General features: G+C 63.5%; 16 protein-coding genes and 1 pseudogene. 5 read left to right on the top strand and 12 right to left on the bottom strand.

Translation table 11 applies throughout. The annotated features are described in order from the left end of the window. Window positions 1-4: 4 nt before the first annotated feature. The 3 genes from BKG76_RS00100 to BKG76_RS00090 all read right to left on the bottom strand — a co-directional run bounded on the left by BKG76_RS00100 (window position 5) and on the right by BKG76_RS00090 (window position 2,459). Complete coding sequence (locus tag BKG76_RS00100) at window positions 5-901, bottom strand: phosphoribosyltransferase family protein (RefSeq protein ID WP_070934855.1); 897 nt, start codon at window positions 899-901, stop codon at window positions 5-7. Between the two features lie 448 nt (window positions 902-1,349). Beyond that, window positions 1,350-1,949: a DUF3558 domain-containing protein gene (locus tag BKG76_RS00095; RefSeq protein ID WP_070934853.1), complete on the bottom strand. Its 600-nt coding sequence runs from the start codon at window positions 1,947-1,949 to the stop codon at window positions 1,350-1,352. A gap of 108 nt (window positions 1,950-2,057) precedes the next feature. Continuing rightward, window positions 2,058-2,459: a hypothetical protein gene (locus BKG76_RS00090; RefSeq protein WP_131815760.1), complete on the bottom strand. Its 402-nt coding sequence runs from the start codon at window positions 2,457-2,459 to the stop codon at window positions 2,058-2,060. A gap of 360 nt (window positions 2,460-2,819) precedes the next feature. Between BKG76_RS00090 and BKG76_RS00085 the strand changes: the two genes are divergently transcribed. Further along, complete coding sequence (locus BKG76_RS00085; protein ID WP_070934849.1) at window positions 2,820-3,380, top strand: hypothetical protein; 561 nt, start codon at window positions 2,820-2,822, stop codon at window positions 3,378-3,380. A 127-nt stretch (window positions 3,381-3,507) separates the two neighbouring features. Next, window positions 3,508-4,344 (top strand): hypothetical protein, encoded by an 837-nt coding sequence (locus BKG76_RS00080; RefSeq protein ID WP_070934847.1) that lies wholly within the window; start codon window positions 3,508-3,510, stop codon window positions 4,342-4,344. Between the two features lie 108 nt (window positions 4,345-4,452). On the opposite strand, the gene BKG76_RS25230 is transcribed toward BKG76_RS00080, so the two are convergent. After that, window positions 4,453-5,070, bottom strand: coding sequence for a DUF6308 family protein (locus tag BKG76_RS25230; protein WP_236737494.1), 618 nt, complete (start codon window positions 5,068-5,070; stop codon window positions 4,453-4,455). Window positions 5,071-5,345: 275 nt separating this feature from the next. On the opposite strand from BKG76_RS25230, the gene BKG76_RS00065 reads away from it, so the two are divergent. After that, entirely contained in the window at window positions 5,346-7,085 is a 1,740-nt protein-coding gene (locus tag BKG76_RS00065; protein ID WP_109420499.1) for an outer membrane protein assembly factor BamB family protein, read from the top strand. On the opposite strand, the gene BKG76_RS00060 is transcribed toward BKG76_RS00065, so the two are convergent. Beyond that, entirely contained in the window at window positions 7,082-8,893 is a 1,812-nt protein-coding gene (locus tag BKG76_RS00060) for an outer membrane protein assembly factor BamB family protein (protein ID WP_070934840.1), read from the bottom strand. The two genes, BKG76_RS00065 and BKG76_RS00060, sit on opposite strands and share 4 nt — an antisense overlap. 150 nt (window positions 8,894-9,043) lie before the next feature. After that, complete coding sequence (locus BKG76_RS00055) at window positions 9,044-10,609, bottom strand: hypothetical protein (protein WP_236737493.1); 1,566 nt, start codon at window positions 10,607-10,609, stop codon at window positions 9,044-9,046. A gap of 767 nt (window positions 10,610-11,376) precedes the next feature. On the opposite strand from BKG76_RS00055, the gene BKG76_RS00050 reads away from it, so the two are divergent. Together BKG76_RS00050 and BKG76_RS00045 are read left to right on the top strand one after the other, a co-directional pair. Further along, window positions 11,377-13,560: a Nal1-like putative serine protease gene (locus BKG76_RS00050; RefSeq protein ID WP_070934836.1), complete on the top strand. Its 2,184-nt coding sequence runs from the start codon at window positions 11,377-11,379 to the stop codon at window positions 13,558-13,560. Further along, window positions 13,560-14,423: a D-alanyl-D-alanine carboxypeptidase family protein gene (locus tag BKG76_RS00045; protein ID WP_109420498.1), complete on the top strand. Its 864-nt coding sequence runs from the start codon at window positions 13,560-13,562 to the stop codon at window positions 14,421-14,423. Before BKG76_RS00050 ends, BKG76_RS00045 begins: the two co-directional genes overlap by 1 nt. On the opposite strand, the gene BKG76_RS00040 is transcribed toward BKG76_RS00045, so the two are convergent. The 6 genes and pseudogenes from BKG76_RS00040 to BKG76_RS00015 all read right to left on the bottom strand — a co-directional run. Next, window positions 14,420-14,683 carry a hypothetical protein gene (locus BKG76_RS00040; protein WP_070934834.1) on the bottom strand — a complete coding sequence of 88 codons (264 nt, stop codon included), beginning with the start codon at window positions 14,681-14,683 and terminating at the stop codon, window positions 14,420-14,422. The two genes, BKG76_RS00045 and BKG76_RS00040, sit on opposite strands and share 4 nt — an antisense overlap. A gap of 1 nt (window position 14,684) precedes the next feature. Next, the gene (locus BKG76_RS00035; protein ID WP_070934831.1) at window positions 14,685-15,752 is read right to left on the bottom strand and encodes an amidohydrolase family protein; all 1,068 of its coding nucleotides are present in this window, start codon (window positions 15,750-15,752) and stop codon (window positions 14,685-14,687) included. A 5-nt stretch (window positions 15,753-15,757) separates the two neighbouring features. Then, entirely contained in the window at window positions 15,758-17,329 is a 1,572-nt protein-coding gene (ffh, locus tag BKG76_RS00030; RefSeq protein ID WP_070934829.1) for a signal recognition particle protein, read from the bottom strand. A gap of 108 nt (window positions 17,330-17,437) precedes the next feature. Further along, window positions 17,438-19,819 (bottom strand): [protein-PII] uridylyltransferase, encoded by a 2,382-nt coding sequence (locus BKG76_RS00025; RefSeq protein ID WP_070934827.1) that lies wholly within the window; start codon window positions 19,817-19,819, stop codon window positions 17,438-17,440. Between the two features lie 36 nt (window positions 19,820-19,855). Continuing rightward, window positions 19,856-20,194, bottom strand: a complete 339-nt coding sequence (locus BKG76_RS00020; RefSeq protein WP_005056967.1) for a P-II family nitrogen regulator — start codon at window positions 20,192-20,194, stop codon at window positions 19,856-19,858. Window positions 20,195-20,210: 16 nt separating this feature from the next. Then, window positions 20,211-20,398 (bottom strand): annotated as a pseudogene (locus BKG76_RS00015) (ammonium transporter); the annotation flags it as partial.

The raw sequence follows: 20,398 nt of genomic DNA, 5'->3' as shown, positions 1-20,398 counted from the left end.
TCCCCTATCGAGCGGTGTTGATGGCGTCCAGCACATCGAGCACGTACTGGTGCAGCGGGTGGATCTTCACCGCTGACTCTTCCGGCGATGCCACAGCTGCAGCGGCGGCCGAGCGCAGCGAGTCGGTGGTGTGGACGCTGCGGTAGTTGTCCGTGAGAACACCGGTGCCCTTGGTGAATCCGCCATGTGTGACCCACAGGTCCAGGTCGAACCCATCACCTAGACCCTGTGCCAGTAGGGCGAACGTTCCACCGCCGTCGCAGATGTCATCGACCACCAGATACCTGCCAGGCCGGTCCTGCGCCTCGGCCGGGGCCTTGTAGCCCAACAGTGCTCCGGTGGAGGGATCGCGCTTCTTGTCGGCGACGAACACCGGCAACCCCAGCTTCGCGGCGACCGCGCTCGCACGCCCCAGCGACCCCGCGTCCGGGCCGATCACGCCGAGATAGTCACCGGCCTTGACGGCGCCCGTCACTACCTTGGCCATGTCGATGACGTGCGCGGAGACAGTCGGGTTGACCGCCCGAAGCGTGTCCAGCCACACCGGCGAGTGCGGATCGATGGTCACAAGACCGGTGATCCCGGACAGCGCGGCCAGGCGCGCGTTGGTGTGCGCCGGGCATGGGGTGTCTTTGTCGCCGCGTGCACTGGGCAGGAACGGCATCACCAGAATTCGGTGCGGGTACGCCGCCGTCAACGCGGCCCAGTTGAATACCACCGTCCAATCCGGCGCCGCGGTATGCACCCACAGGACTTGCACCCCGGAAGTGAGGTCGACGTCTGTGAGGGTGCGCACCGTCAGATCGCCCATTGGGTAGGCGAATATCTCGACGGCTGCTGCGTTGAGCCGGCCCGCGTCATAGGTGAAGAACTCGTAGTCGTTCGTCATGTCGGCAACCATACCTCACTTTCGTACAATTTGTCCGTAAGTGAGGTAAATGACTCTGCGATGCAGGCGATCCAGCCGGACCCGGCGACAGCGGCACGCACTGGCCCGAGCATGCGCCTGGCCCAAGGAACGCATAAGCCAGATTGAGAGGCACTAAAATGGGAGCGCAGCGTAGCCGAGAGCTCACCATGGCCCTGCAGCGCATTGAGGCCGCGAATAGGACCCCAGGAAGTCAAATAAGCAGATACACGACTTCCATCATCGTCATCAACTTCGGTAATCCAAACTTGGTGGGTGCCCGCAATGATGCTCAGAATTGTCGAGTCCGCGCGCTGCTCGAAAGGATCGCGAAATGCAAGTCGGCCGGACGGGACAGCGATCAGGTCTAGATTGACGCGCCGAGCTTGCAGATTCCCTCCATCACACCACGCGAGATATCTAGCGGCGTCCATGCCCACCCTTACTTGGGGAGTTTGTTGGCCACGTCAGTTGCGATGCTCATCGCTTTGTCGCAGGCATCAGGAATTGTCTTGTGCGCCTGCGGACTGTTGACCCCGACTAGGACTCCCACCGTCGATTGTTGAGAGGGCAACTCCACATGACAGACCCGTTGCGGATCGGCTTCGTCTCGCCACTTCACCGCTCGCAGGCCCCCAACCGTCACTGACTCGGATCCCGCAAACAGCTTCTGATTTAAATAGTCATCTACTGGCCGATTGATGACAAGCTGCTGAAGCTCCCATCCATCGCCTGACCATCTGCACCCTCGCTGGATCGTATCGCCGATGCCTAGGTCTTTCACGGACCCTGCTTTGACACCCCAGGACTTCAACTCAACGGCTGTGTATGCCAGGCAGGGATCAAAGCTCGTGCCGTTGTTGTTGTCGGTCGGCGCCGGATGTGGCTCAAGCAAGGTATTGGTGACCGTCGAGGAGGCAGGCGGGGAACCAGTAGTGGAGGACGATTCGGTCTTAGTGATTGCCTTGGTTGATTCGGCGCAGCCCGCAACGGCGAGCGCGACGATTCCGGCCACACCTAGCAGAAATGTGGGGCGATTCACTCCGGTACCTTCCTCTGTTTCTTGTCCTTCGGGTGATGGTCCGCGTTGGCGGCGGATTCAACGGTGGTGGCAGTTCACGTGCAGTGCGGTCGGCACCGAGCCGGTTCGTCAGTCCATGGCGTAGTAGAACCAGTGCGGCATGACCTCGCGGCCGGCGTATTTCTTACGCTCCGGTTCGAGCGGCCCCGGCGGTAGGTATAGCAGCCCATCCCAGCTCCCCCCGAACGCGATCAGCACGGTGCCGTCCTTGTTTCCGTAGATGTCGGCGGCGTACGTGCCCAGCCGCCGATGCTGAGTCTCCCCTGGCGGTGGAGGGTGCTGGGCGACAGCCAGAATCTCGGGCCTGGCTTGCACCCATCGCAGTTTCTGCAAACCCCCCGTGCCAATAGCGATTATCGACAAGCCCACTATTGCTGCGATGACAGCCAGCGGCACTTCTACATTGCGCTCGCGAGAGGCGGTGAGGCTGAAATACGCTGCGGTGAGCAGCAACAAAGGAAGACCTGCCAAGAAAGCTAACATTCCAAGCCATCCCACGCGCTCGAGCGGGCCGTCACACCAAACCAATGCCCAGCACACAAATGCGATCGCAGCAACTAGCCCCGTATCGACGACAGGAAGCACCCAGGCAATGGCAGACCTGCTCCTCACGCACTCACAGTAGCTGAGCCTCGTAACCGGCCTGGCCTATCAGCTACTCTCATACCTATCCTGAACAGGAGCGATGAAAACGGGGGTTACGCGGTGCACGACAATGAACCTGGCGCTTCGTGGACGCCACCGCCAACGCCACAAGCCGGCGCATATCCCTGGGGCCCGCCGCCACCCTCACAGCGGCCCGCTCCCCCTCCCGCCACGCCGCAGCGGCAAATGCCGCGCTACTGGTACGCCGTCGGTGCCGCACTGATATCGGTTGGGCTGATCGGTGGCATCGGCCTGTTCGTCACGGGACTTGTCTACGCCCTCAAGGGGCCTACCAGTCAGTTCAACGCAAATGGTTCTGCAACTGCACAATTGGCTTCCGGCGATTCGATGATCATCTATGTCGCCGATGTGGAACCCGTGCCCAAGCTGACCCAGAACACGCGCTGTGTGGCACGTGACGAGAGCAATAACGACGCCACCATCAGCCGCTACAGCGGCTCTATGAGCATCAACCAATGGCATGCCCTCTACGTGGTGAGTGCCCACCAGGCAGGCAACTACACCGTCAGTTGCGCCGGGTACTCCGACATCACCTACGGGCTCGGGCCACGCGCGGGCCGCGGCACCATCACCGCTACCCTCGTGGGCCCCATCGGCGGCATCGCGCTCGTCGGAGCGGGAATTACCATCCTCATCGTCACCTCGTCACGGCGCCGTACATCATCGCCGCCACCACCGCAGTACCCGTATGGGAACCCGCACCCGTACCCGAACGGACCCCGATAGTCTCCCGGTGGGCAAACACCCGCGGTCGAAGAATCTCTATCTGTGTGATCGCGGTGGATGTAGTGGGCGATAGCGTCGCGGCCAAATTTTCTGGACACGGTCGCCCTGAGCCGAAAACAATGTTTGGGTGATTGAACTCGACGACGCTGCCGCCGGCACACGAATATCGTGGATCGCTCGCGACGACATGCCCGCCGACGGCGGCTGCCCCGGAGGGACAGGTTTCGATCCTGCCGAGGGCTGGGCAGCCTCTGTGTGGGTACTCAATGCGATATACGAAAACCCCGAACTGTCAGATGCCATAACTCATCACGAACTACACCATCGGGCCATTGAGTTGGGATTGCGTGAGCCGACGATGGTCGGCGAGATGAACCTGGACGAGAACACCATCACGACCGGCCACTCGTTGGGATTCGCCGAGAGGCCTGGTGCCCCATGGCGTCGTGTGCGGTGGGCTGGTCTCGGACGCCGCGACGGGTTTGGGTTCTGGGCGGTGTCGGGTCGTTGGCCCGACCTGCACTACACACCCCAGGAACACTGGGACGATCCCGTAACCATCCCAGCCGCGAGTTGGCCGCGGATTGACACGGTCGGACAATCGAGTTGGCCAGCCAATATGTTGCCGCCTGCCGAAGGGGCACTCGACGAGCAGAGCCTGCAAGCATTGACCACAGTGCTCGGTGAATACACAGCCGACGATGCAATCACACAGTGTGACTTCTACTTTGGGTGTCCCCCTTTCATGCGTGAAGGCCCCAAAATCTTCACCGGGCATCTAGAGGAATTACGTTCCCTAGTCAATGAAGTCGATTTCACGCCAAGCAACTTCTGGCCAGCGAACCGATCCTGGTTTGTGTACACCGACTACGACCTATGGGCCACCCGCGTGAGCGGCTCACCAGATTTGATCGACGCGCTGATGAAGTCCGAAGACCTCGACACCGTTCGCTGCGGTCGATAGATCCGGCGCGAAGCCCCCGGCGCTGTCAGGCGGGCCGCTTCCGAGGCGGCATTCCGGGCACGGACATGGGTCCCAGTAGCTCTGTAAGTCCGCCGCCGCGAGTTACGGTCAGGTGCCGGCCTCACCTTTGGCGGCGCGCCACAGCGCGACGTCAATTCGCCGAAGCAGGCTGACGTGCGGTGGTGCGACTTGGCAGATATCGGAAATCGCTTCGCGCCGTGCTTGATCAGAAAGTTCGTCATGAAGGCTCACCCAGAACTGTCGCTTGGGTGGCTTGAGGAAGTCGTTGACCTTGTTGTCCAAGACGGGGACGAGCGTGGGACGTTTGGCTGCGAGCAACTTTCCGGCTACCACCCAACCGATGCCGTCGACGCTGACAAGTGCGAGGTGCAGATCGTGTGCGGGGCTGCCAACATCGATGGCCGAGCGAGGAGCTTCCCAAAGGCTCTGATCACTCGGGATTTGCCGCAGCAGGCCGTTGAAGCGCTCTGTGTCTGTAATCAGCAGCGTGGCAGCGGCCTCGGGCGGCACCTTGACGCTGAGAGCCTCGACGGCGAGTACGTCGGATGCCTCGAAACGGTTCGGGTCGCCGATCGTGGCGAAATCCTCGAACCAGCGACCGGTAAACCTTTTGGTGCCACCGGCGAAATAGTCTTGCAAGTCTCGACGCACCTGATCGGCGTGGTCGGTGAACCAGGCGGTGAGATCGAACCTGAACCGGGTCACGGTTGTTTATCTTTCCCGCTTCCGCCGCCAATGACTCGGGATTCCAGATACCCGGCTCACTTCAGATCCAGACCAGATCATGGATTCTGGCCATAAAGCCGGTTTGGGTCGCCGGCTACCGCGCGGCAGCTTGATGCAGTTTTCGGGCCACCAGACGCGGCTATTCATTCGACGTCGGTAATCCCGCTGACATGCCGGCGCTGATCAGCCATGTCGAGGTTTTCAACACATCCCGGTTCATCGCCATATTGCGCACCCTGTGACAGAGTTTGCGTATGAGCGATCTTGGGGGGGCCAGCACCGTAGCGAAGCACTCTGCGCTGGCCGGAGCATTTCGGGGTCTAAGTATGGGGCTGGCTTCGGGTGCGGTGGTGCTGGGTGCATATGGCTTCGTGCGGCGTAATCCTGTTGGCTTGCATGAGGTGTCGGTGCGTAATTGGGCGGCAGTTTCTGTGTTGCTCGTGGCTTTTTTCGCTGCGGCGTTGATCTGGACTGCGCGATCAGCGATGCGGGGTGTTGATGTAGTCGGCCGGTCAGCGTTGCTGCTGACGGTGATCGTGGCGGCCGCGCTCTATGCGGTGTTGGCTGATCCTGCCGGGTTGGCGTCGAGCACGCACACGGCGTTGGTGTTGATGCGGTTATCGTGGGTGTTCTTGGTGATCGCGGCGGTTTTCGTGGTGGCAGGCGCGGTCGCATCCGTTGGGCGTGCGACGCTCCTGGCGCAGTCCGGAAGAGGCCCCAAAGTAGTTGTGGGACTGGCATTAGGCCTGATTTTCGCGTTGGGTACCGGGGCCCTTGCACAGGCCCGGAACGACGTCGTGGGGGTCATCGCGGCGCCGATCGAGATCCCTGTCACCCCGACCAGGGTTGGAACCGAAGTCAGGTATGCGTTACCGCTATCGGATCCGGGGTTTGTTGTGCCGGCCGGGCCGGGGTTTGTGACGCTCGAGGACCAGGACCTAGTTGGATATGCCGGCAACACCGGGCAGCAGAGGTGGCGGCTGCCTTTCAAGACAATCGCCTATGAGTGCGAACCGTCCTCTGTGCGTTCCACGGGCACATCAGCCGACTCGGTCGTGATCGTCCAATGTCTACGGCCAACCCAGACGAACTCATACTCCGATTCTGCTCGGCGTACTATCTTGACCGGGGTCGACGCAATGACCGGGCGGGTGCTGTGGGCCAACGCCGACAATTGGCGGATCCGTTCAACTGCGGTTACTGGCCCGGATGTCGTTCCGGTGTTGCGCGGCGACGAGGTTGGCGCACTGGAAGTCCGCACTGGAAACGTTTTATGGACAAAGCAATTCACGGCCGGTGATTGCGGGGGCAACCTCGTTGGCCTGGGAAACAAGACGCAGGACATCGTGTTCTTCCCAATCTGCCCTACAGCTCACGAGGTTGTGCTGCGCGTTGTCGACGCACACAGCGGCGCCGAGCGCTCGCTGACGATTGAGCGCGAGAAATTTCCGGACGGTGTCAGTCAGGTCAATCTTCTCGCGGCGGCCGCGGGCGTGGTCGTAATAGAGGTAGCGGGCTCAGGCCCGAATCGGTCGCCGTATCCGGTCAACCTTGCCGTGGATATCGACGATGGCGCAAGCATGGCGCTTCCCTCGAAGGTCAACGTGCGCCGGGATCGGCAGTCGCACGACGCGGGGCAGTATCCCGGTCCGGTACTGCAAATCGATACGTACTCTGATGACACCGCGGTGCTTCTGGTCGGTGAGCGCCGGATCGTGAAGACATCCATCCCGACGACCGGCACCCCGATCATGGACGGTCAGCGTTGGGCCCTGGTCGGCGATCAACTCGTGACCGCCACAGCTGCTACCGCGAGTTGGCGCGCCCAGCTGGCAACCGTGGGGCCAGACGGCAAGGCCAACCTTCGCCCGTCGCCTTGCGGTGGAGCAGATTTCGGTGGTGTCATCCCAGTGCCCGGCGCCGTTCTGGTCACCTGTGCGCGCACCGACGATAGTTCCCGGGTCACCGGTTATGCCGTGATAGGGCTGGTTTAGCGAACACCGACGACCTGGTTGCCGCAACGCACCAACAGTGCGCCCGGAGCTCGTGAGGCCAGCGCTGGGCCTTGGTTGGGTGCACACGGCGGCGGAAGTACTCGTTGGGTGCCACTCGGGTCTATCGCCCGCAGCGAGGATGTCGACGGCTCCCCGAGCTTCGTGTTCGCTTCCTCGGGAGTGGACAGCGAGGTCACCCAGCCCGCCCCGACGCTGATGATTTGCGGGCGGATACCCCAGTCTCCTGTGCCGCGCGTTTTCAAGCCTGTTGACACAGTGGTCTGCGATTGCAGGTCCAGAATCTGCGCGTCGGTACGGACGAACACTGCCAGTGCGGTTGGGTTCAGGAAGTAGCCGGTCGCTTCTGGCGGCAGAGTCGCGAGCAGTCGACCGGTCGGCAGGTCCACCGCCACCAGGGTTTGCGTTCGCGCGGGGCGTATTCGATCGATCTCCAGGATCGCTGAGGAGCCCGACGCAGCGTAGAGCCTGGCGTCCCCGGCATCGCGGTGCAGGTCAGCTGCGTCGATCCCTAGCGCCGATAGCCTGATCTGTGCGCGGACTTGTCCCGTCATCGGTTCGAGCAGCTGTGCGGCGATATCTGGCTGCCGCGGGTCGCAGGCTGGGGCCACAACCGCCGTATTGGTCAGTAGCCAACTGGCTCCGCAGATGTCCGGTGCAGTTTGGGTCCACAGCTGTTCTCCGGTCCTGATCGCCAACGCGGTCCAGGACGTCGATCGCACAGGGCTCCGTGTGTCCTTCTGCTCGATCATCGCCACGTCGGCGGAGACATGCACGTACGGGTTCTGGCCGGCGCTGATGTCGCGGCTCCACAGTTGCTTACCGGTGGTGGCGTCGATGCCGCTGATCGCGGCGGGGGCGACCACAACGACAACGCTGTTTGGGCCGGTGCCTGAGACCATCGATGAAGCGATCTTCGGCTGAGCCAGCTGGTAGGACCAGCGCTGTTGTCCGGTGGCTCCGTCATAGCCGTTGATATGAGTTAAGCCGGAGTTTTCGTCGTCGATCACGGCCACAAAGCCTGCGCCAGCGCCGGTTACGAAGGCGTCGGCGGGAATGTCATCGACCCGGTAGATGACCTGGCCGGTGATCGTTGAGGGAATCGGTGGGGGCGCACTAGGTGCGGCGGTGCCGATCTGTTGCGGAACAGGCTGCGCTGCTGAGGGTTTGGATGGCGGCGATTGCGCGTTGAGAAGCGGCACCACCAGGAACGCCACTGTTACGGCCGCGGTGAACCCTGTCCATGCGGCGCGTCTGGTTGTCCAATCGCCCTTATCCTCGACCAGGCTCGTCGACCCCAGATATCCGATAGCCGCCGCAAGCGCGGCCGCGGCCACCGCCAGCGCGGCGAGCCACCACGCTTCGCGGGCCGCAGAAGTCACAACAGGCCCGCCGAAGCGCTTCTCGGCGATCACGACATCGCTGAACAAGCGCGCTGGAGTGCCCCGATACAGGCTGATCAAGGCAGCCAGCGCCGCGGCGGCGGGCACCGCCGACGTCGCGGCAAGGAAGCGGCTCAATCGGTCCGAGGAGCGCCGGTAGCGTCTCCCCGGCCAGAGATAGGCGATAACGATGACGGCCGCGATGGCGACGACCACCGTGCTGACTCGTCGCAATAGAGCGCTGGGGTCATCCCCAGGAATCGGGCTGTTGCTTAGCCGAATCCAGGCGATCGCCACACACGCCACTGCGGCCAGCACCAGCCCGATCATCACCCCGAGCAACATGACTGGCTGAGGCGCGCTCAGGTCCTCAGCTGGTGTCTGCGGCTCGGCAATGTCATCGCTCACCCACCGAGCCTAGCTACCTGCGGTCCGGTTCAGGCTAAATCGGCACGGACGTGCACACCTGTGTCTGGACCTTCTGACATACAAGCCTCGGCAGACCAATCCGCAGGATTAGAGCCCTGTTCCCGGGGCGCCCTCGGGCCGCTGGGGACTCTACCGGCCCGACACGAAACGCTTATCCGTAATTAGTGTCTCGTCGGCGGCCAGTGGGGTTAAGTCGTCTCGGCTCAGGTGCATACCGGTACGGGTCGAATAGTCGACGCAGGTCAGTCCGTCGCGTTCCATGAGGCATTCGATGCCATCTTGCAGGCGGATGGTGCGGCCGTATTCAAGAGTGTTGGACTCGGCATAGACGATGGGGTCGTTGGTCGCTACCCCGTTGTCGATGCCGCCGTCGTAGCCGAAGGACACTGTGGTGTCGGACCAGTTCCCTTGTAGATCTGTAGGTTTCGGTGTTCGTGGGTAGGTTCCGCGGGGGACGTCGCAGAATAGGACGTACTTACGGAAGGTGCAGGCGATCGAGCCGGTGGGCGACCGGAAATGCAGGTAGTCCGGGTTGGTGGTTTTGGCGTCACCGGGCATATAGCCACCAGGGCGATACTGTTCAGGATCTACCAAGACACCGCGCGCGACCCGGGCTAGTTTTTCGGTCGTTTGGAATGTAGGGGCGGGCTGCTTGAGTTCGCCGGGCCAGCGGTCGTAGGGGCCGCGGTATGCGACCGCCGAGGGGGTGTCGTATTTGGCGTGTTGCAGGTTGTTGATGATCTGTTTCGAAAGAGTGGTGTTTTGCAGTGTCACCGCGGGTTTGGTGATGACGAGGATGCCGCGGACTCTGAAAAGGGATGCGGTGTAGTCAATCAGGTTCGAGGTGTCGCCTTTAACGTGGACGCTGGTGATTTCGATGCCGTCGAGCTCGGTGGTGGGCAGCAGGTCGATGGTTACGTCGGACGGATGACTTGAGCCGTTTCCGGTGGTGTAGGTGCGGCAGTCCCGCGCCCAGTTCGTTGTCTCCACGATGACCGAGGTGCCGGGTTTCTCGATTCCGAGACGGGCCGTTTCGCTGACGATACGTTGATTTTTGTTCTGATCTGTTGTGACGGCGCCGATTTCCCGGAAGTCGCGGTCTGTATCGGTGCTCCATCCGTCGTGCTCGTAGGGCGTTCTTTGGCAGGAGGGTGGGACGGTCGTGGACGGCCCTTCTTCTCCCTCGCGTTCGCCCAGGATCGGGGTGCTTTGGGACACTGTCCATTCCGGCGGCAGATCAAGAGCTGAGGGAAGTAACCGTTGAATCTCTTTGTCGGGCCTGCCTCCCAGTAAGCTGTCATCTATTTTGTCGGACAACGGTTTACTCTCGGGTTGCCCCGTCTTGAGGCGGCCGATGGTGAGCGCCAGGATGGTGTCGGCATCGGTGTCGTCGTCGTGGCGGTAGCCGACCACGGCTATGTCGCCGACTTGCGCCAATGACACCATGCTTTCCCTGGTGCCTTCGGGCTGGAATCTGTGCTCACGGTTGTCGGTGAGGTGGATGCGGGTGATCTGGGTGCCGTCGATGGTGGTGGCCGGCAAGATGCTCACAGCAGTTGGGTCGGCGCTAGCCTGATCTCCTGGGCCAGTGCTGGGATAGTTGATCTGGTATTCGTGGCAGCGTTTTGCCCACTGCACAGATTCGTCGACCAGGTCAGCACCCGGGGATTGGCGCATGATGCGCACGGTGGCCATGCCGCTGTTGCCCGCGACGCCATTGGGTACGAATCCGTCGGTACTGGCGGCGATCTGAGCTGGACGCTGAAACGGAATGTCGGCGCAACCAGCGGGCGTCACGCTGCGCGTAGGGTCGATGTACGGGCCGACAGGGCGCTTTGAGGCGCCGACGGTCGTGGTCACGTTCCAGGACAAGCCCGGATAGTCGGCCAGCACGGGCAGAAACTTGGCGAGTTCGGCGTCGGATCGTGAGCCCAGGTCCGTCTCGGTCTGCCGGACTTGACTAACTTGGCTGCAGCCCGTCAGTAGAAGTACGACAACAAGGCTCGACCAGCGGCGCATGTAATCCTCCTCGCGAATCTGCTGGCGATGCAGCCGGCCCAGCCGCTGTATGGTCTTAGCTGCGATATCTGGTGGATGACCAGGGTCTCGTTGGACGTAAACCTACCCTGGGGGTTTCCTACGGGTGGGGGCCTCGATTCAGCGGCCTTGGTGCATACGTCCGGAATCTCAACGATGGCGAGTTCTGCTCTCACGGCAAGGATGATTGCCCGATTGCCCGCTCGGATGGACGCTCGACAAGACAATTTCACGTGTTTCCTGGCTCGTTCACGGTAAATTGCACGGCTGATTTCCTCGACGGTGACTGGTTGCGAGTCGGCGAAGAGATCAGGGTTCAGGTACCGCGCAGTCCGTTTATGTTCCCGGGGTATTCCCAGCCGCGGTTCATCCGGTGTTCATCCGATGCGCACCGGCATCTGGTTCGCGGGCGCTACGAATCAAGGATGAGCCGCGCGCGCGAGAACAACCAAACAACGGTGGACAACCTGCAGGCACTCTCGGTCACCGACCTGCTGGCAGCCCGTGACCTCTACCACCACCACCTGACCAACAAACCCAATGTGGTGGGCACCGCGATCGGCCGATATCTGATTCGCGAGCAGCCGGGCGGCGCTCGCACGCTGGTCAATTCCCGGGTGGAACAGGGATTTTCCTGGCCGTGCGTGATGGTCTTCATCAGTGACTGGGCCGCACCCAAGTCCCTCACCCCGTACGACTACGTGCCCAAGCAACTGTTCATGCCCGACGGCCGCGTTGTCCCGGTCTGCAAGGTGCAGGTGGACCCGGCTCCCGTGTCCACCACCCCGCAACGCCCGACGCAGACACGCTGGCCCACCACACTTCTCGGCGGCGGACTCCCGATCGTGGTCGATGTCCAGAATCAGTCACACACCGCGACCGCAGGTTGTCTTGTCTCCGACGGGCACACGCTGTACGCACTGACCAACCGGCACGTGTGCGGACCGGCCGGACAACAGATCGATATGGTGCGCGGCCTGGCCCGCTCCCGGATCGGGGTATCCAGCGGGCAGCAGCTCACCCGGCTGCCGTTCGACGAGGTGTACCCCTTCTCGATGACGAACACCTACCTCACGCTGGACATCGGACTCGTCGACGTCGATGACGCCGGAGAATGGACGTCAACCGCCTACGGGATTGGCGATATCGGTCCGATGATCGACACCGGTGACATGACCAATGGTCTCGATCTGATCGACCAGCCCGTGGTGGCACACGGCGCGGGCTCGGGCTTGGTGGCCGGCAAGGTCATGGCGCTGTTCTACCGATACAAGTCGGTGGGTGGCTCAGAGTACGTATCGGACTTTCTCATCGCACCGGATCCGCAAGGCCCGCAAACGGTTCCCGGCGATTCGGGAATGGTCTGGCACCTCACCGCGGACCGGGCGCGGCCCGCACCGTTGGCCGTGGAGTGGGGCGGGCAGGCATTTCTGGATGGCACTACCCGGTGCACGATGAACTTCGCGCTCGCCACGAGCTTGAGCACGGTGTGCAATCTCCTTGACGTGGAACCGGTCGTCGGACAGCAAGAGGGCGCGCAACCGTTTTGGGGCCAGACCGGCCACTACCGCATCGCGACCTTCACCCCCGACGCGATCCGGTCGCCGAACCTCAAGACGCTGATGCAGGCCAACCTGGACGCGATCAGCTTCGCGCTGTCAGAGCTGGACCCCAAGACCATTGCCCAGCGGCTCAAGGAGGCCCGTAGCAATCCGGACAGCATCATCCCCCTTGCCGACGTGCCGGATCTGGTCTGGAAGAACCTGCCGAGCAAGGTGGTGGGTGGCCGCGACGACCACATGGTCGGATATCGGTCGCAGGGCCCCGAGCATCCATGCCACTACGCCGATATCGATGAACCCGGCCCGGACGGTTCCATCGTGCGCGACTTGTGCCTCCAGGACATCACCAACCTCACGGTGGCCAAGTGGCAGCAGTTCTATGACGAACGCGGTCACACCACGCAGGACAAGCGTGGCTTGCTGCCCTTTCGGGTCTGGCAGTTCTACGACGCGATGGTTGGCTTTGTCAAGAACAAGCAGATCGACCAGTTTGTATGCGCGGCAGGCCTATTGGCGCACTACGTGGGCGACGCTTCGCAGCCGCTGCACGGAAGCTACTTGGCGGACGGATACCCGGACGGTACGGGTGCCGGGGTGCACGCATGCTATGAGTCGAAGATGATCGACCGGCATGCCGCAGAGTTGGTGGCCGCGATACCCACCGCCCTGACCTCGCTCGGCGACGTGGATCTGGTCGACGACGGACAGCACGCGGCGCTGGCGACCGTCGAATTGATGGACAGATCGGCGAAGCGGCTGGCGCCGACCCAGCTGATCGACGCATTCGTCGCGCTGGGCGGCAAACCCGTGGTGGCAACCCAGGACGGACTGTGGGCACAATTCGGCGAGCAAACCGGGATCCTGATGGCCGACAGCGCCCGCACGCTCGCCATGATCTGGGACAGCGCATGGGCGGCCGGCGGTGGAGACAAGATCAAAAAGTCTGCGCTGCAAGCCATTCCGCAAGATCAGCTACGCGAGTTGTATCAACAGCCGCAGTTCGTGGAATCGCTGGACCTGGATCACGCGGAATCGGCCCTGCGCTAGTGTCGGACCCGATGTCCACTCTGCGAAACCGTTCCTTGGCGGTGCTCAGCGCCCTGTTCCTGTCGGTGATGTCTGTCGGCGTCGCGCACGCTGACATGGCGCCCCCGCCGCCCGAGGGGCCCGCGCAGGCATGGTTGGTCGCGGATCTGGACTCCGGTCAGATCCTGGCCGCGCGCGATCCCTATGCCGTGCACCCCCCTGCCAGCACCATCAAGGTGCTGCTGGCCCTGGTGGCGCTCGACGAGCTGCCGCTGGATGCCACCGTGGTTGCCGATGCCGCCGACTCCCATGCCGAGTGCAACTGTGTGGGCATCAAGGCCGGACAGACCTACACCACCCACGACCTGCTCGAGGGCGCGCTGCTGGAATCCGGCAACGACGCCGCGAACACGTTGGCCCACATGCTGGGCGGCCGTGAGGCAGCCGTGGACAAGATGAACGCGAAGGCAGCGGCGCTCGGTGCCACCGCCACGCACACCGCCTCCCCGTCCGGACTGGACGCGCCGGGCATGGATATGCGCACCAGCCCACACGATCTGGCCGTGATCTTCCGGGCGGCGCTGGCCAATCCGGTGTTCGCGGATATCACCCGACAGCCTGCCGCCGAGTTCCCGGGCCGCGTACTGCACAACCAGAACGAGCTGATGTACCGCTATCCGGGAGTCATCGGAGGCAAGACCGGGTTCACCGACTTGGCCCGCAAGACCTACGTCGCGGCCGCCGAGCGTGACGGCAAACGGCTGGTCGTGGTGATGATGTACGGCCTCATCCACGAGGGTGGCCCCACCTATTGGGATCAGGCCGCCAGCTTGTTCGACTGGGGCTTTCTCAATGACGGTTCGACCAGCGTCGGTTCGCTCTAGACCTTTGTATTAAGTACCTGGAGCACGGTTTCACCGGTGCGGACCCGGCACATCGCAATGGCCAGTGCCACAGCGTCCCCTGGCGAGATCTGTGCCACCGCGTTGCCGCCCGCGGCCGCCTCCTGAACAGCGGCCAGCTTTCCTGCGTCATCCATCGTATTGAAGTCTCGGCAGAGCGTCTCGGCATGCGCCGACGCCGGCATCGCGACCGCCAGGCCCCAGCTCACCACCACCGCCATCGCCAAACGCATGACGGGCACTCTATCGAATCTGGCCGCGCAGCATCACGAGGTCTGGACGCGACAGCACACCGGGTCCGGTGCGTGGATCCTCACGGTATGCGACGAGATCGGCCGGTGCGCCGTGCTCAAGGCCCGGCCGGCCGAGCCAGTCCCGGGCCCGCCATGACGCAGCGCCCAACGCATCGGTGGCACTCATGCCGATCCGGGTGAGCGCGGCGACCTCGTCGGCGATGCGACCGTGCGCGATCCCCCCACCGGCATCGGTACCGGCGTAGATCGGGATTCCGGCGTCATACGCGTTCCCGAAGGTCGTGTGCAGGCCGGCATACAGATCGCGCATGTGCTGGGCATAGATCGGGTACTTCGCTGCGGAGTCTGCGATTCCCGGAAAGTTCTCGATGTTGATGACAGTCGGGACGAGCGCGGTGCCATGCTCGACCATCAGGGCGATGGTGTCATCGGTGAGACCGGTGCCGTGCTCGATGCAGTCGATTCCGGCGCGAATCAGACCCGGCAGCGCGTCCTCGCCGAAGACATGGGCGGTGACCCGCGCACCGTTGGCGTGCGCGGCCTCGATGGCGTCTTTGAGGATCTCGTCTGACCACAGCGGAGCCAGGTCACCGATGGAGCGATCAATCCAGTCCCCCACCAACTTCACCCAGCCGTCGCCCCAACGCGCCTGGAGGGCAACAGCTTCGGGAAGTTGCGAATCATCCTCGATGTCGATGGGTAGCCCGGGGATGTAACGCTTGGGCTTGGCCAGGTGCCTGCCCGCGCGGATGATCCGTGGCAGGTCCTCACGCTCATCGAAGCCGCGGGTATCCACCGGGGATCCGGCGTCACGCAGGAGCAGTGCACCCACCTCGCGCTCGGCCTCGGCCTGCGCAATCGCTTCCTCGAGCGAGGTGGGGCCATGCGGTCCGACTCCGACGTGGCAGTGCGCGTCGACAAGTCCGGGCAGCAGCCACCCGCCGTCAAAGACGGTGTCGGCGCCCGCTGTCGACTCAAGGCTGATGACGCCGTCATGCACCCACAGATCGATGGACTCTTCGGACGGAAGAGTTCGTCCACGCAAATGCACGGGCATCTGGCTCAGTTCTTGGGGAACTTCAGCTTCGAGATGTCGATATCGGCCAGGCCGGGCGGCAGTTCACCCAGTCCTTCGGGCATGCCGGACAGGTCAGGGAATCCGACCGGCATTCCCCCGGGCAGCCCAGCCATGCCCGGGAATCCACCCCGGACCTTCGGCTGAGTGGGGCCCCGTGCGCCCTTCTTGCCCTTCTTGGTGTTCTTACCGCCCTTGCGATTGCTCTTGCGGTTGATGGCGCCCATACCCATGCGGCCCGCCATCGAGGACATCATCTTGCGCGCCTCGAAGAAGCGGTCCACAAGCTGATTCACCTCGGAGACCGCCACCCCGGAGCCATTGGCGATGCGCAGCCTGCGGGAGGCGTTGATGATCTTCGGATCGGCCCGCTCGGTGGGCGTCATACCGCGGATGATGGCCTGCACCCGGTCGAGCTGCTTGTCGTCGACGGCAGCCAGCGCGTCCTTCATCTGGCCTGCCCCGGGCAACATGCCCAGCAGGTTGCCGATCGGCCCCATCTTGCGGATCGCGAGCATCTGCTCCAGGAAGTCCTCGAGCGTGAGCTCCCCCGAGGTGATCTTCTCGGCGGCAGCAAGCGACTGTTCGGCATCGAAGTGTTGTTCGGCCTGTTCGATCAGGGACAGCAGGTCGCCCATGCCCAGGATTCGGCTGGCCATCCGGTCGGGGTGGAAGACATCGAAGTCCTCCAGCTTTTCGCCGGTGGACGCGAACAGGATCGGGGTGCCGGTGATCTCACGCACCGACAGCGCGGCACCACCGCGCGCGTCGCCGTCGAGCTTGGTCAGGACGACGCCGGTGAACCCGACCCCCGCGCGGAAGGCCTCCGCGGTGCTCACCGCGTCCTGGCCGATCATGGCGTCCAGGACGAACAGCACCTCGTCGGGGTCGACGGCGTCGCGGATGCGCGCCGCCTGGTCCATCAGCTCGGCATCGATACCGAGGCGGCCGGCGGTGTCCACGAGCACCACGTCGAAGTGCTGGGCCTTGGCATGGGCCAGGCCGTCGCGAGCCACCGCCACCGGGTCACCGACCAGCGAGCCGACTTCCAGGCCACCATCGGCGGTGCCCGGGTGTGGGGCGTAGACGGATACGCCAGCGCGCTCACCGACCACCTGTAGCTGATTCACCGCGCCCGGACGCTGCAGGTCGCAGGCCACCAGAAGCGGGGTATGCCCTTGTCCCTTAAGCCATTTGGCCAGCTTTCCGGCAAGTGTCGTCTTACCGGCACCCTGCAGACCGGCCAGCATGATCACGGTCGGCGGGGTCTTGGCAAATGCCAACTGGCGGGTTTCCCCGCCGAGGATGGCGATCAGTTCCTCGTTGACGATCTTGACGACCTGTTGCGCGGGGTTCAGCGCCCCGGAGACCTCGGCGCCCTTGGCGCGTTCCTTGATGCGCCCGATGAAGGTGCGCACAACGGGCAGCGCCACATCGGCCTCAAGCAACGCGAGCCGAATGGTCCGGCAGGTCGCGTCGATGTCGGCGTCGGACAGACGGCCCTTGCCCCGTAGGCCGGCAAGGGCATCGGTCAACCGGTCAGACAGCGATTCAAACACGTCGACCAGCCTAGCTGGCTGGGATATCGACTCTGTCGAACCACCGACACGCCGCATGGTGGCGGGTTCGTATCGCACGTGTCCGCCACGAGACGGCGTGTCGACGCGCTACGAGGCAGCGGCCTTCTTCGGCTCCGGTGCCACCGCCGGCAGCACTGACGCAATCGCCGCCTCGAGCACTGCCTGCTCGGGCCCGGTGCTCAGACAGAACGTGTCCACCACCGAGGAACCAAGGGTGTTGACCCTGGCCCACGCGATATCCACGCCGTGGCGCTCCAGTGTTGCGGCAATGCGGGCCAGCAGGCCCGGCGCGTCCGAGGTACGGATTTCCACGATCTGCTGATCGGGGTTACCCGCCGGCTCGAACCATCGGATCCGGGGCGGCGCGGGCGCGTAATTGGTGGGAACCGCGGGTGTCGGATCGCCGACAGCACCGGTGGCGAACTGTGCGGACTCACGTTCGCGCTCGTCGAGTGTCGCGATGATGTCGGTGTCCCCGTCGAGTGCGGAGATCAGCTGCTGACGCAGCAACCCGGCCGCCGGAGGTGAGCCGAATCGCGGCGATACCTCGAAGGTGTTGATGGCCGACCCCGCATGACTGGCCACCGAGGCCGAGAACACCCGCAACGAATTCAGCGACAACACCCCCGCTGCTTTGAAGAGCAGACCGCGCTGATCGGGCGCGATCATGCTCACGCTGTACATATGGGGAGATCCCCCGGGCGTCAACCGCACCTGGACTCCCCCGTCGGCAGCCAGCGAAAGTAGTTCCGGATCAATGGGATCGGGCTCGGGCAGCTGCTCACCGCGCATCACCATCCGGCATTTGCGCACCAATTCCCCGATCAGCGATGCCTTCCAGTCACCCCACACGCCGGGACCGGTGGCCAGCGAATCGGCCTCGGCGAGCTGTTGCAGCAGCTCCAGGAGCAGTAGGTCACCGCCGAGCGTATTGACCACGGTCTCAATGGTTTCCGGATCCGCAAGATCGCGCCGCGTCGCGGTGTTGGGCAGCAGCAGGTGGTACCGCACGATCTTGGATAGCAGGTCCACATCGGAAGGCCATAGCCCCAACCGAGTGCCGATCTGTACGGCCAGCTCTGCTCCGACGACGCTGTGGTCACCGCCGCGCCCCTTGCCGATGTCGTGAACCAACGCTCCGAGAACCAACAGATCCGGCCGGGAGACTCGGGTGGTGAAGGCGCTCGCCTGGACCACTGCCTCGACCAGATGCCGATCGACGGTCCAGATGTGGACGATATCGCGCGGCGGCAGGTCCCGGACCGCACCCCATTCGGGAAACAGCCTGCTCCACAATCCAGTTCGATCCAACGCTTCGATGGTGGCCAGCGCCGGACGACCGGCCTCCAGCAGCACCAGCAGATCCTTGAGGGCCTCACGTGGCCAGGGGGTGCGCAGCTCGGGTGCCGATTCGGCCAGATGGCCCAATGTGGACGCGGAAATCGGCAGTCCGGTCGTCGCCGAGGCCGCCGCCACCCGCAGGATCAGCGACGGGTCACGCTCCGGGCGAGCGTCACGAGCCAGCACCACTTCACCGGCATGCTCCACCACCCCCTCGTCGAGCGGACGCCGGACAGTTCGCCGCAGCGCCGAAATACCCCGTCGAGGAATGGAATTGGCGGCAGTACGCAGCCCCACGTCCACCGAGTAGCTGATGGTGCGAGCGGCGTCCGACAGCAGCCTGGCCAGGTCGAACCGGTCACCGATGCGCAACGCCGCACCAATTTCGTCGGCGAACTGGGCCAGCAGCTGGTCGCGGTCGCGCCCGGCGACACGATGCAATTCTGTGCGGACGTCCAAGATCACCGAATGCGCACCGTCGAAGGATTTCTCCAGTCCGCTATCGGTGAGCTGGGCAATGGCCAACGCGCGCAACAACTGAACATCGCGCAGGCCGCCGCGGCCGGACTTCAGATCGGGTTCGGCACGGTGTGCGATCTCGCCGCTGCGCCGCCACCGGGCTTTGGTGTACTCGATCAGTTCATCGAGCCGGGTCCGGATCTGTGAACGCCATTGCTGACGCACCCCACCGATCATCAAGCTGGATAACTGCGCATCGCCCGCGATATGCCTGGCGTCGAGCAGTGCCAACGCCGCCGACATCTCCTGTCCGGCAACATGCAAGGTGTCGGCAACCGTACGCACACTGTGATCCAGCCGAATGTTGGCGTCCCACAATGGGTACCACAATCCGTCCGCGACCTCACTGAGCGTTTCCGGTGCGATGTTGTCGTCGTGCAGCAGCACCAGATCCAGATCCGAATGCGGCAGCATTTCCCGTCGGCCGAGGCCGCCGAGTGCCACGATGGCGAATCCACTGGATTCGGTGATGCCGACCTCGGCGGCCTTTGTCGTCAGCCACAGCTCATTGAGGTCGGTCATCGCTTCCCGAATCGCGCCGGCGTTCAGCCGAGCACTATCACCGAGCAGCTGCGCCCTAGCGGCCACGAGGTCCGTTGCGGCGCCCATGTGATTACCGTCCTAAGCGGTCAGAGGGCCCAAGCCCTACAGAGCGTCGGCCCCCCGCTCGCCGGTGCGTACCCGCACCACCGAGTCAACGGGGCTCACCCATACCTTGCCGTCGCCGATTTTGCCGGTGCGTGCGGCGGTCACGATGACCTCCACCACCTTGTCGACGGCACTGTCGTCCACCACTACCTCGACGCGAACCTTCGGCACGAAGTCCACCGAGTATTCGGCACCGCGGTATACCTCGGTGTGGCCCTTCTGCCGGCCGTAGCCCTGCACCTCGCTGACCGTCATGCCGAGGATGCCGGCCTGTTCCAGACCAGTCTTGACATCTTCCAGCGTGAACGGTTTGACGATCGCGGTGACCAGCTTCATGTCTTCCTCTTTCTCCTTAGTCCAAGCTGCCAGAGCTGACGTGGCGGCCGATTACCGAACCACTTCCCAACGCGGCAAAGTCGTATGCGCCTTCTGCGTGTTGGGATTCGTCGGCGCCTGCGGCTTCTCCCTCGTCGCTGATGCGTAGGCCAATGGTGTACTTCACGATGAGAGCAACGATAGCGGTGCCGATTGCCGAGTAGA

The organism is Mycobacteroides franklinii, from assembly GCF_001853795.1.
GTDB lineage: Bacteria > Actinomycetota > Actinomycetes > Mycobacteriales > Mycobacteriaceae > Mycobacterium > Mycobacterium franklinii.
The sequence above is the reverse complement of the archived record's forward strand: the minus strand, read 5'-3'. Positions and strand labels throughout refer to the sequence as shown.

Excerpts from the sequence above, each read along its gene's own strand:
- BKG76_RS00100 (WP_070934855.1), bottom strand. The coding sequence starts at position 901 with ATGGTTGCCGACATGACGAACGACTACGAGTTCTTCACCTATGACGCG.
- BKG76_RS00025 (WP_070934827.1), bottom strand. The coding sequence starts at position 19,819 with ATGGGCGCCGCAACGGACCTCGTGGCCGCTAGGGCGCAGCTGCTCGGT.
- BKG76_RS00085 (WP_070934849.1), top strand. The coding sequence starts at position 2,820 with ATGCCGCGCTACTGGTACGCCGTCGGTGCCGCACTGATATCGGTTGGG.
- BKG76_RS00055 (WP_236737493.1), bottom strand. The coding sequence starts at position 10,609 with ATGGCCACCGTGCGCATCATGCGCCAATCCCCGGGTGCTGACCTGGTC.
- BKG76_RS00035 (WP_070934831.1), bottom strand. The coding sequence starts at position 15,752 with ATGCCCGTGCATTTGCGTGGACGAACTCTTCCGTCCGAAGAGTCCATC.
- BKG76_RS00065 (WP_109420499.1), top strand. The coding sequence starts at position 5,346 with ATGAGCGATCTTGGGGGGGCCAGCACCGTAGCGAAGCACTCTGCGCTG.
- BKG76_RS00050 (WP_070934836.1), top strand. The coding sequence starts at position 11,377 with ATGAGCCGCGCGCGCGAGAACAACCAAACAACGGTGGACAACCTGCAG.
- BKG76_RS00020 (WP_005056967.1), bottom strand. The coding sequence starts at position 20,194 with ATGAAGCTGGTCACCGCGATCGTCAAACCGTTCACGCTGGAAGATGTC.